Origin of the sequence: Micromonospora sp. NPDC007271 (genome assembly GCF_040634005.1) — a bacterium.
GTDB lineage: Bacteria > Actinomycetota > Actinomycetes > Mycobacteriales > Micromonosporaceae > Micromonospora.
Map to the genome: position 1 here is coordinate 1 of NZ_JBEYER010000155.1, position 11,107 is coordinate 11,107.

An 11,107-nucleotide genomic window follows, 5' to 3' on the forward strand; every position below is an offset into this window, starting at 1 on the left:
ATCCCGCCCCGCGCTGCCTACACCACCAACCCCCGCCCCCTCCCGCCGCGTCCCGCCGCCCCCCCCCCCCCCCCCGCAGCGCGCCGGGCCCGGCCGCGTCCGGCGAGTGGGCGACGACGGGCGCGGCGGTCAGCGAGACGGCCCCGAGCCCGAGCAGGCTGCGGATGTTCGAGCGGACGTCGGCCGGGTCCATGCGGTGATCATGGCGGCCGACCGGCAGCAGCGCCAGCCCTGGCTCGACGCTCAGCGGGACGGGCGGCGGGCACCCTTGAGGCGGCGGCCCAGCTCACGGGCGATCTCCCGGTTCGCGTCCCGCTCGGCGAGGGCCTGCCGCTTGTCGTACGACTTCTTCCCTCGGGCCAGACCCAGCTCGACCTTCGCCCAGCCGTTGGAGAAGTACATCGACAGCGGCACCAGGGTCACCCCGCCCTCGCGCAGCTTCTCCAAGATCCGGCCGATCTCGATCCGGTGCAGCAGCAGCTTGCGGGTGCGTCGCGGCTGGTGGTTGGTCCAGGTGCCGTAGCCGTACTCGGCGATGTGCAGGCCGTACAGCATGATCTCGCCGTCGCGCTCCTGGGCGAACGCGTCGACCAGCGACGCCCGCCCCTCGCGCAGCGACTTCACCTCGGTGCCGGCCAGCACGATCCCGGCCTCGTACGTCTTGAGGATGGTGTAGTCGTGCCGCGCCTTCTTGTTCGAGGCGATCAGCTTCCGCCCGGTCTCCCTGGCCACGCCCCACCCCTTGCTGTCGGCCCCAGAGCAGGATAAGCGAACGGTCAGCTCGGGGCCGTCGCGTACGCCCGCTCCCATGTCGGCGGTGGGACCGACTAGTGCTGTGACCGGGATGGTTCACCGTGATCGGAAGGCGGCTCGCGGGACGAGCGCACGCGAAACGGCTGGTATTACTGGGGCATGCAGGAAGAGATTGCACGCTCCGCGATCGACACGTTCATCTCCGCGTTCAACGCCTCGGACGACAGCTATGTGACTGCCCTGCTCTCCCAGGCTCTGACCTCAGACGTGGTCTTCTGGGGGCCGTTGGGTCGCAGCGAAGGAATCGCGGCGGTCGAGCGGTTCGTGCTGGACATCCGGCGCCACCCGGCGGGGACCGGCACGATGGTGCGCTGCTCGGCGGTGGACATGCCTGACGAGTGGGCCCGGTACCAGTGGGTCTTTACCACGCCGGATGGAGGTCCCCGCCTGGCGGGAACGGACGTCGTCCATCTGCGACGGAGCCTCATCGACCAGTTCATCGTCTTTGCGGGGGAGATCGAACCGTCCGCCTCCTGAGTCATCCTTCTGTCGCTGTCCTTCTCCTGAACTTGCCCCCTTCGGCGCTCGGGGGCTGCGGTTCGCGGTTGGTCAGGCTGCGGTGTTGAGGGGGCGTCCGCCCCAGCGGATGCCCTTCTCGCTGCGGACGCGGGCGCGTTCCTTGCGTTGGGCGGTGAGTACGTCGGGGTGGCGGGCGTTGGTATTGCGCCAGCGCAGGTAGCGGTGCAGTGCCTGGGTTTGCGCGGGGTGGCTGCGGTGGTGGGAGTTGGCCAGGGTGAACTGCCGCAGCGGGCCGAAGTGGGCCTCGATCGGATTGGCCCAGGAAGCGTAGGTCGGGGTGAAGCACAGCTCGACCTTGTTCTTCTTCGCCCAGCGGCGGATGTCCGCGCCGGTGTAGGCGGAGAGGTTGCCCAGGATGATGTAGATCGGGGCGCCGTCGAGCCGGGCGGCGCGGATCGACTTGAGCGCGGCCAGGGTGTTGGCGGTGCCCTTGCGACGTCGGTTGACGCCCCACAGGCGGTCGTCGCCCACGGAGTAGCAGCCGTGGAAGTAGGTGACGCCATGGGTGCGGCGGTAGGTCGCCGGCAGCCGGTTTGGCTTGCCCTGTTTCGCCCAGCAGGAGCCCGCGGTGGGCCGGATCCCCAGGGGCCCGAACTCGTCGCAGGTGAAGACCCGGCCCGGGAAGCGGTCCAGCACCTGCTCAATCCGGTCGAGCTTGGCGTCGCGATCAGGGTCGGGCGACTCCTTCCAGGTCTTGGTGCGCTGGAAGGTGATGCCGCGGCGGTGGAGCAGGCACCGTAAGGCTTCACGGCCGATGCGGATGACGCGGCCGGCTGACGGTTCGTCATGCGCGTCGCCTGCTCGGGGCCTCGCCGGCGCGCAGCGCGGCGTCGAGGAGGGCGTGCGCGGTGCGGCGTACGGTTTCCCCTGCCTGCCGGCGGCTCTGACCGGCGATGTCCCGGAGCCAGATCAGGGACTCGATGCCGGTCGCCGACCTGATGTCGACGGCGAGTTGGTGCCGGTCGAGATGTGGGTGGGTCCGTTCCAGTGGCGCGAGGGCGTGCTCGACCCAGCCGATCGCCCGGCCGCGGCGCAGCATCGGCCGGGCCGCCTGATCCGTGCTGCCCCGGCCTCCCACTGGGTCCAACGACAGCCGCAGGGCGGCGCGTAGCTGTGGCTCCCACTCGAAGTTGTAGCGGATGAAGGCTGTCATGAACACGTCGAGGCGCGCGTGCGGGTCGGTGGGCGCGCTGTCGTCGAGCAGGGTTTCCGGCTGGATCTGTGGCTGTGCTGCGAGCAGCAGGGATCGTTGGTTGGGGAAGTAGCGGTAGGCGGTGGTGCGCGAAATTCCCGCCCGCTCGGCCGCGTCCTCCACCCTCGGCGTCAGGCCCTCGGTCAGCAGGTCGCGGGTGGCGTCGACCAGCGCCTGTCGGGTGCGTGACTTCTGCTGCGTCCGACCCGTGGCCTCATATGGTACTTCCATCGTGATGATGGTACCTTCGTCCCATGGGACTGGAGTCTCACGAGCTGCGACTTGACAGGTAGGCGCCATGAACAGCGACGATCCCACTGTCACCGACCCCGACCTCTACAAGGTGATCTTCGAGAACGACCGGGTCCGGGTGCTGGAGTACCGCGATCGGCCCGGCGACAAGACGCATCTGCACCGGCATCCCGACAGCGTCATGTACACGCTGACCTCGTTCCGCCGGCAGATCAGCGCTGGCGAGCGGTCCGTCGACGTCGAGATCCCGGCCGGTACGGTGCGCTGGGTCGGCGCCCAGGAGCACAGCGGCCAGAACATCGGCGACACCCAGACGCACAGCATCTTCGTGGAACTCAAGGAGCCGGCCCCGTCCCCGAGAGACGGCGTGCTGGGCCCGCAGACCTGAGCTGCGGCGCAACGTGATACTCGCTCTGAAAGCTGAGGTCTGAGTACCTACCGTCGCCGCAGCGGCTTGACTGGCGGAAGCAGCTCCGCCCCCGCCGGGACACCCCGGCCGCGGCGGGTGGCACCTACCCAGTGCGACACCGTGCGGTGGCCGGGTGCGCACGCCTCGTATCCTTTCCGCCGGAAGGCCCGCGAAGTGGAAGGGAGTCGGTGTGAGCGACCGGGTCGAGACGTTGGAGTTCCAGGCCGAGGCCCGTCAGCTGCTCCAGCTGATGGTCCACTCGATCTACTCGAACAAGGACGTCTTCCTGCGCGAACTGATCTCGAACGCGTCCGACGCGCTGGACAAGCTGCGGCTGGAGTCGCTGGTCGACAAGGATCTCACCGTCGACACCTCCGACCTGCACATCGAGATCGAGGTCGACAAGGAGGCCCGCACGCTGACCGTGCGGGACAACGGCATCGGCATGTCCCGGGACGAGGTGGTCGGGCTGATCGGCACGATCGCCAAGTCCGGCACCGCCGAGCTGCTGCGCAAGCTACGCGAGTCGAAGGACGCCGCCGCCTCCCAGGAGCTGATCGGCCAGTTCGGCGTGGGGTTCTACGCCACTTTCATGGTGGCCGACAAGGTGACCCTGCTGACCCGCCGCGCCGGGCAGAGCGGGGGCACCCGCTGGGAGTCCACCGGCGAGGGCACCTTCTCGGTGGAGTCGGTCGACGAGGCCCCGCAGGGCACCTCGGTCACCCTGCACCTCAAGCCGGCGGACGCCGAGGACAACCTGCACGACTACACCGCCGAGTGGACCATCCGGGAGATCGTCAAGCGGTACTCCGACTTCATCGCCTGGCCGATCCGGATGACCATCGAGCGGCCGGGTGAGGACGACGCGACCACCCGCGAGGAGCAGACCCTCAACTCGATGAAGGCGCTCTGGGCCCGCTCCCGCGACGAGGTCGACGAGGCCGAGTACAAGGAGTTCTACCGGCACGTCGCGCACGACTGGGCGGACCCGCTCGAGACCATCCACATGCGGGGCGAGGGCACCTTCGAGTACGAGGCTCTGCTCTTCCTGCCGTCGCACGCCCCGCTCGACCTGTTCTCCCCGCAGGGCCGCCGCGGTGTGCAGCTCTATGTCAAGCGCGTGTTCATCATGGACGACTGCGACGCGCTGATGCCCAACTACCTGCGCTTCGTCAAGGGCGTGGTGGACGCGCACGACCTGTCGCTGAACATCTCCCGGGAGATCCTCCAGCAGGACCGGCAGATCCGTGCCGTCCGTCGCCGCCTGGTCAAGAAGGTCCTCGCCACCCTCAAGGAGATGTCGGCCGAGTCCTACCGCACCTTCTGGACCGAGTTCGGTGCGGTGGTCAAGGAGGGGCTGATCGAGGACCCGGACAACACCGAGGCCCTGCTCGACCTGGTCCGGGCCGCCTCCACCCACGACCCGGCCGAGCTGACCACGCTGCGCGACTACGTCGGGCGGATGAAGGACGGCCAGTCCGAGATCTACTACGCCACCGGCGAGTCCCGGGCCACGATCGAGAACTCCCCGCACCTGGAGGCGTTCCGGGCCAAGGGCTACGAGGTGCTCATCCTCACCGACCCGGTCGACGAGGTCTGGGTCGAGCGGGTCGGCGCCTACGACGGGAAGACCCTCCGCTCGGTGGCCAAGGGCCAGGTCGACCTGGAGACCGATGAGGAGAAGGAGAAGGCCGAGGCCGAGCGCAAGGAGTACGCCGACCTGCTCACCTGGATGAGCGGCGCGCTCGCCGACAGCGTCAAGGAGGTCCGGCTCTCCTCCCGGCTCACCACCTCGCCGGCCTGCGTCGTCGGTGACGCGCACGACATGACGCCGACGCTGGAGAAGATGTACCGGGCGATGGGGCAGGAGGTGCCGCAGGTCAAGCGGATCCTCGAGCTCAACCCGACCCACCCGCTGGTCACCGGGCTGCGCAAGGCGCACGAACAGGGCGGCGACGTCACCGCGCTGAGCGAGACCGCCGAGCTGCTGTACGGCATGGCGTTGCTCGCCGAGGGCGGGGAGCTGGCCGACCCGTCCCGGTTCACCAGGATCCTCGCCGACCGGCTCGCCCGTACCCTGTAGGGCCAGCGGCCACCCGCTCCGCCCGCCGCGGCAGCCACGTCGCGGCGGGCGGCGGCCGGCTGTCCCGAGTCCCCTACCGCGTGGCGGCGGTGAGGGCCGTGGCGAGGGCTGCGGCCCGGTCCTTGCCGATCGCGGCGACGATCGCGGCGGCGGCGTCGGCCGGGGCCTGCCCGGCGAGCGCCTGTACGGTGGCCGCCGCGATCGCCGCGGCGGTGGGTGTGGCCGTGGTGGTCTCGAGGATGGTGTTGAGCACCTTCAAGGTCGAGGTGCCCGCCGGGATGCCGCCGCCGACGTACTGCCAGGGCAGCGCGCGCATCTGGGCAGCGACGGCCGGGTCGGACAGGATCGCGGAGAACTCGGCTGGGGTCATGGTGTCGTCCTTCACCAACAGGGCCCGCAGTTGGTCGAGCGAGCCACGGAATGCGTTGCAGTCGGTCTGTGCGGACGCGCCGGGGCAGGCGACGTTCGACCCGTACTGCCAGATCGACGGGGTCACCCCGCCGTACGCGGCCCAGCCTGGGCCGCCGTCCCCTCCGGCTCGCGCGTACACGTCGGCGGGCGCGCCGGTGGGGTTGGTGCCGTAGGCGCTGGCAACCAGCGGAGCGCCGAGCGGCCGGAGGTCGGGCTTGCCGAGATACCCGGCCCAGTTCCACTCGGGGAGGTAGATCGCCAGCACTCGTTGATCGACGGCGTGCCAACGGTCCACGAACCGGCGTACGTCGTCGAAACGCGGCCACAGTCCGTTGGCGACCAGCTCGGGGTAACGCTCGACATCGAGCATCGCCCACACCGCGCTGATTCCGTCGAGGGTGCGACGTAGGTAGTCGACCTGCCGGTTGGTGCTGGCCTGATCGCCCTTGATCAGGTTGTGGTAGCCACCGATCAGGTCGAAGCCGGCACCGGCCGCGCCGCGCGCCATCTCGTTGACGTGCGGGCTGGCCGGGTGGTAGCCCTGCGGGTCGCCATAGCTGGCGCGCAGGCACAGGACGGGGGAGGTGGCCCGGCGGATGGCCGCCCAGTCGAGCTCGCCCTTGACGCGGTCCCAGTCGTGGTAAGACAGGTCAACATAGATCACCGACATTGCCCATCACCTCTGCCCGTCACCGTAGCTCGACGCCTCTGACCTGGGCGAATGTGAGAATTGGTCGGTGATCGGGTGGACGTCGGGGTCGGTCAGACCTGCCCGGCGTAGAAGCCGTACCGGGCCAGCGGCTCCACGATCGCGCGCTCCTCGTACGACAGGTGCGACAGCAGGGTGTCGGTGAGGAGGTCCACCGCCCTCTGGAGCTCGGTGAAGTCGCCCGGGTTGCGGATCAGGTCGACCAGGGCCCGGTCCACGCTCTCCACCACGTCGTGGATCACCACGTGTTCCGCCTCCAGGCGGTCGAGCACCGGGCCCAGCCCCGGGTCGGAGCGCCGCAGGTGCGGAAAGATCGAGTTGTCCTCCAGCCCGTGATGCTGGGTGACCACGGTGCAGTAGGCGGCGCAGTACGCCCCCAGCGTCCAGTTGTTCTGCCGCATGGTCATCTGGTTGAGCACGGCCCGGGCGGCGCCGGCGGAGACCACTCCCCGCTTGACCTGTTCGAGCAGGTCGCGCACCTGGGTCAGCTCTCGCCGCAGGTGGTCGTGCACGTCGACCAGGTGCGCGCCGACGGCCTGGGCGTGCGGGGTGTAGACGTGCCCGGCCGGGGCCGGCGGGGCGGCCGGACGGGTGGACTCGTCCCAGAGTTGGTGGTCGGTCAGCCGTACCCCGGGGTCGGGGGTGGGGGTGACGGCGAGCGTACCGGCGCCGCCGGCCTCGATCACCTCGCGCTGCTCCGCCGCGGCCGTGGCGCGGCTGCCGGGCTCGGCGCGTTCGGCGGCGACCAGCTCGCGGACCGCGGGCGCCACCTCCTGGGCGAAGAGCTGGATGGCGGTGGGGTCGTCGGCGCCGAGGATGAACGCGGAGACGCCGTGGTCCAGGGTGAGCCCGGCCAGCTCCTCCACCCACTGCTCGGGCGGCCCGGCCAGGAAGCCGGCCGAGGATCGGGCGAACCGGCCGGAGACGTTGAGCAGCCGCCGCACCGAGCGCGGATCCCGCCCGGCCGCCTCGGCGCTCTCGTCGATCACCGCGTTCATCCCGGGCAGCTCGGCCGGCCCGTCCGGCAGGTAGGACAGCGACGGCAGCCAGCCGTCCGCCGCGCGCCCGACCAGCCGCAGCATCCGCGGCTTGTACGCGCCCACCCAGATCCCCGCCGGGTGCGCCGGCGCCGGCCCACGCTTCGCCCCGACCACCCGGTAGTGCTCACCCTCGACCCGGACCATGCCGCGCCGCTCGGTGTTCCAGACCTCGCGGATCACCCGGATCGCCTCGTCGAGGGCGTCCACCGCCTGCCGGGGGCTCAGCCGCCGACCACCGACCGCCTCGATCGCCTCCCAGAACGCGCCGGCCCCGAGGCCCAGCTCGACCCGGCCGCCGCTGAGCAGGTCCAGGCTGGCGACGCTGCGCGCCAGCACCACCGGCTGGCGCAGGGGCAGGTTCAGCACGTTGCCGGCCAGCCGGACCCGGCTGGTCGCCGCGGCCACGAACGACATCAGCGTCCAGGTGTCCAGGAAACCCGGCTGGTACGGGTGGTCCTGGAAGGTGACCAGGTCGAGGCCGGCCTGCTCGCAGCGTTTGGCCAGCGCCACCACCTGCTCCGGCTGGCCGGCCGAGGGGGTGAGGAAGCCCCCGAAGATCAGCTCGTGCCCGTAGTCGCTCATCAGCCTCCGCCTGCTCGCCCGGCCCGGCGACCGTGCCGGACCTCGCCACCGTAGTCGGTGCCGGGTCGGTGCCGCTCCCGCTCCTACGACCGCGAGGAATTTTCGCGCAGGGTGGCGATTGCAGTGGTGTCGATCAATGTCCTGCCGGCATAGGGTGCTGGTGAACGGCCTTCGCGTTCCTCCGGAAGGAGTGGACCCCGTGATCCGCCACCGCCCCCTCGGCCTCGCCCTCCTCCTCGTCGCGATCACCGCCCTGAGCGCGCCCGCCCCGGCCGCCGCCGCCGGCTACCCGTACCAGGACCCGACGCTGCCGGTCGCCACCCGCGTCGCCGACCTGCTCTCCCGGATGACCGTGGACGAGAAGATCGGCCAGATGACCCAGGCCGAGCGCGGCTCGGTCACCGCGAGCGACCTCACCACCTATCGGCTCGGATCGGTCCTCTCCGGCGGCGGCTCCGCGCCGAGCCCGAACATCGCCACCGCCTGGGCGGACATGTACGACGGATTCCAGCGGGCCGCTCTCGCCACCCCGCTCGCCATCCCGATGATCTACGGTGTCGACGCCGTGCACGGGCACAACAACGTGTACGGGGCGACGATCTTCCCGCACAACATCGGCCTCGGCGCCAGCCGTGACCCGGCTCTGGTGCAGCAGATCGGCCAGGCCGTCGCCGAGGAGGTCGCCGGCACCGGCGTCGACTGGGACTTCGCGCCCTGCCTCTGCGTCGCCCGCAACGACCGATGGGGCCGCACCTACGAGTCGTTCGGCGAGACCCCCGACCTGCCGTCGAGCCTGTCCACCCTGGTCACCGGCCTGCAGGGCAGCACGCTCGGGGGACCCACGTCGGTGCTCGCGACCGCCAAGCACTACGTCGGCGACGGCGGGACCACCGGCGGTGCCGACCAGGGGAACACCCAGCTCAGCGAGGCCGACCTGCGGGCCGTCCACCTGCCGCCGTTCCAGGCGGCGGTGCAGCGCGGCGTCGGATCGGTGATGATCTCCTACAGCAGCTGGAACGGCGTGAAGCTGCACGGCAACCGGTATCTGATCACGACCGTCCTCAAGGGAGAGCTGGGTTTCTCCGGTTTCGTCGTGTCCGACTGGAACGGCATCGACCAGATCGACGGCGCTGCCGGCTTCACCGCCGCCGAGGTCACCACGGCGATCAACGCCGGCATCGACATGGTCATGGTCCCCACCGCCTGGAAGACGTTCCTCAGCACGCTCCGGGCCGAGGTGCAGAACGGGCACGTGCCGATGAGCCGGATCGACGACGCCAACCGGCGGATCCTCACCAAGAAGTTCGAACTCGGCCTCTTCGAGCGGCCGTACACCGACCGGAGCTGGACCCCGACGGTCGGCAGTGCCGCCCACCGGGCGCTCGCCCGGCAGGTCGTCCGCGAGTCCCAGGTGCTGCTGAAGAACTCCGGCGGCGTTCTGCCGCTGGCCCGGGACAACAACAAGATCTTCGTGGCCGGCAAGAACGCCGACAACATCGGCAACCAGAGCGGCGGCTGGACCATCTCCTGGCAGGGCTCATCGGGCAACATCACCCCCGGCACCAGCATCCTCCAGGGCATCCGCGCCGCGGTCGGTCCGACCACGACGGTCACCTACAACCAGCGCGGCACCGGCATCGACAGCAGCTACCGCGCCGCGATCGCGGTGGTCGGCGAGACACCGTACGCCGAGGGCCAGGGCGACCGTACCGGCGCCATGAGCCTGGACCGGGAGGACCTGCGCACCATCGCGACCCTGCGCAACGCCGGCGTACCCGTGATCGTGGTGCTGGTCTCCGGCCGGCCGCTGGACGTTGCCGGCGAGCTGCCGAACTGGACCGCGCTGCTCGCCTCCTGGCTGCCGGGCACCGAGGGCGCCGGCGTGGCCGACGTCCTCTTCGGCGGGTACGCGCCGACCGGAAAACTGCCGATGACCTGGATGAACTCCGCCAGCCAGCAGCCCATCAACGCCGGCGACGGGCAGCTTCCGCTCTTCCCGCAGGGCTTCGGCCTGACGTACTGAACGTGCCCGTGGGCTTGTAAGGCATGCCCGGACCCGCCGCAACTCGTGGCTCCGTGTCCTCGCCCGAGTGGGTGAAGAACTTCACAAGAAGTGGGCGATCGTCCGAATTAGTCCCTAACGTCGAGTGCGTTCGCGATCGCGGACACCGCGGGCCGGTAACGCCTAATTCCGCCGCCGGCCGTCGGTACCTGGACCTCAGGCGGGAGCGGGGGACCCACAAGTTCCTCGGTGCTCGACACCTCGGGGTGAAGCCGCCATCCGGCGGCCGGGCTCCTCGGCCCGAACCCGACAGCTCACCTCGTCGGCGTGGAGGAAATCCACATGGCAACTGAACACGTCGCACGTCCTCGGCGGGTCGCCCAGCGTCGCGTCGCCGTCGGGGCGCTCGTCGTCGGCGCCGTCACCGGTGCCGCCGCTTTCCTCGGCCCGGCCGCGCCGGCCAGCGCGTCCAGCGTGAACTGGGACGCCATCGCCCAGTGCGAGTCCGGCGGCAACTGGCACATCAACACCGGCAACGGCTACTACGGCGGTCTCCAGTTCTCGAAGGGCACCTGGAGCGGCTACGGCGGCCAGAAGTACGCCAGCCGGGCGGACCTGGCCAGCCGCGGTGAGCAGATCGCCGTCGCCGAGAAGGTCCTCAAGGGACAGGGCATCGGCGCCTGGCCGGTCTGCGGCAAGAAGGGCGGCTCGGCGAAGCACTACTCGTCCGCGTCCGAGTCCGCCAGCCGGAAGTCCCCGAAGAAGGCGACCGGCAAGCAGTCGTCGCGGGCCGAGCGGTCGGCCACCCGAAAGCACCGGCGTACCGTGCCGACCACCGGTGGCTCCGGCACCTACCTGGTCAAGCGCGGTGACACGCTGTCCGCGATCGCCGCGCAGCGGCACGTCACCGGCGGCTGGCACGCGCTGTACGAGCGCAACAAGCGGGTGATCGGCGACGACCCGGGCCTGATCTTCCCGGGTCAGCGGCTGCGCCTGCGCTGACGCCACGGGTCGGGGGCCGCTGGTGGAGATGCGGCGGATGCGTGACCTGCAGCCGTACGTCGGCCGCGAGCTCGAGGCCAAGATCATCGAGCT

General features: G+C 70.5%; 9 protein-coding genes, 1 pseudogene and 1 riboswitch. Of the genes and pseudogenes, 5 read left to right on the forward strand and 5 right to left on the reverse strand.

All coding sequences use genetic code 11. From position 1 onward, the window contains the following. Positions 1-243: 243 nt before the first annotated feature. Positions 244-732 carry an SsrA-binding protein SmpB gene (smpB, locus tag ABZ570_RS32215; protein ID WP_358071678.1) on the reverse strand — a complete coding sequence of 163 codons (489 nt, stop codon included), beginning with the start codon at positions 730-732 and terminating at the stop codon, positions 244-246. A 180-nt stretch (positions 733-912) separates the two neighbouring features. Between smpB and ABZ570_RS32220 the strand changes: the two genes are divergently transcribed. Next, complete coding sequence (locus ABZ570_RS32220; RefSeq protein WP_198940448.1) at positions 913-1,290, forward strand: nuclear transport factor 2 family protein; 378 nt, start codon at positions 913-915, stop codon at positions 1,288-1,290. Between the two features lie 72 nt (positions 1,291-1,362). Here ABZ570_RS32220 and ABZ570_RS32225 read toward each other — a convergent pair. Continuing rightward, positions 1,363-2,109 (reverse strand): annotated as a pseudogene (locus ABZ570_RS32225) (IS630 family transposase); the annotation flags it as partial. A 7-nt stretch (positions 2,110-2,116) separates the two neighbouring features. Then, positions 2,117-2,755, reverse strand: a complete 639-nt coding sequence (locus ABZ570_RS32230) for a helix-turn-helix domain-containing protein (protein WP_358071680.1) — start codon at positions 2,753-2,755, stop codon at positions 2,117-2,119. Between the two features lie 67 nt (positions 2,756-2,822). On the opposite strand from ABZ570_RS32230, the gene ABZ570_RS32235 reads away from it, so the two are divergent. Both ABZ570_RS32235 and htpG read left to right on the forward strand, forming a co-directional pair. Further along, positions 2,823-3,164 carry a cytoplasmic protein gene (locus ABZ570_RS32235; protein ID WP_358071682.1) on the forward strand — a complete coding sequence of 114 codons (342 nt, stop codon included), beginning with the start codon at positions 2,823-2,825 and terminating at the stop codon, positions 3,162-3,164. Positions 3,165-3,375: 211 nt separating this feature from the next. Then, positions 3,376-5,268 carry a molecular chaperone HtpG gene (htpG, locus tag ABZ570_RS32240; RefSeq protein ID WP_358071684.1) on the forward strand — a complete coding sequence of 631 codons (1,893 nt, stop codon included), beginning with the start codon at positions 3,376-3,378 and terminating at the stop codon, positions 5,266-5,268. A 73-nt stretch (positions 5,269-5,341) separates the two neighbouring features. Here the strand turns inward: htpG and ABZ570_RS32245 are convergent, their stop codons facing one another. Together ABZ570_RS32245 and ABZ570_RS32250 are read right to left on the reverse strand one after the other, a co-directional pair. Then, complete coding sequence (locus ABZ570_RS32245) at positions 5,342-6,349, reverse strand: hypothetical protein (RefSeq protein ID WP_358071686.1); 1,008 nt, start codon at positions 6,347-6,349, stop codon at positions 5,342-5,344. A gap of 92 nt (positions 6,350-6,441) precedes the next feature. Next, entirely contained in the window at positions 6,442-8,010 is a 1,569-nt protein-coding gene (locus tag ABZ570_RS32250) for an LLM class flavin-dependent oxidoreductase (protein ID WP_358071688.1), read from the reverse strand. Between the two features lie 199 nt (positions 8,011-8,209). Between ABZ570_RS32250 and ABZ570_RS32255 the strand changes: the two genes are divergently transcribed. Then, on the forward strand, positions 8,210-10,033 hold the full coding sequence (locus ABZ570_RS32255) for a glycoside hydrolase family 3 N-terminal domain-containing protein (protein WP_358071690.1): 1,824 nt from the start codon (positions 8,210-8,212) through the stop codon (positions 10,031-10,033). Between the two features lie 149 nt (positions 10,034-10,182). Next, a riboswitch (cyclic di-AMP (ydaO/yuaA leader) is annotated at positions 10,183-10,355 on the forward strand. Continuing rightward, positions 10,355-11,014, forward strand: a complete 660-nt coding sequence (locus tag ABZ570_RS32260) for a transglycosylase family protein (RefSeq protein WP_358071692.1) — start codon at positions 10,355-10,357, stop codon at positions 11,012-11,014. Its footprint overlaps the riboswitch before it by 1 nt. Positions 11,015-11,107 lie beyond the last annotated feature (93 nt).

Excerpts from the sequence above, each read along its gene's own strand:
- ABZ570_RS32220 (WP_198940448.1), top strand. The coding sequence starts at position 913 with ATGCAGGAAGAGATTGCACGCTCCGCGATCGACACGTTCATCTCCGCG.
- ABZ570_RS32230 (WP_358071680.1), bottom strand. The coding sequence starts at position 2,755 with ATGGAAGTACCATATGAGGCCACGGGTCGGACGCAGCAGAAGTCACGC.
- ABZ570_RS32235 (WP_358071682.1), top strand. The coding sequence starts at position 2,823 with ATGAACAGCGACGATCCCACTGTCACCGACCCCGACCTCTACAAGGTG.
- ABZ570_RS32245 (WP_358071686.1), bottom strand. The coding sequence starts at position 6,349 with ATGTCGGTGATCTATGTTGACCTGTCTTACCACGACTGGGACCGCGTC.
- ABZ570_RS32250 (WP_358071688.1), bottom strand. The coding sequence starts at position 8,010 with ATGAGCGACTACGGGCACGAGCTGATCTTCGGGGGCTTCCTCACCCCC.
- ABZ570_RS32260 (WP_358071692.1), top strand. The coding sequence starts at position 10,355 with ATGGCAACTGAACACGTCGCACGTCCTCGGCGGGTCGCCCAGCGTCGC.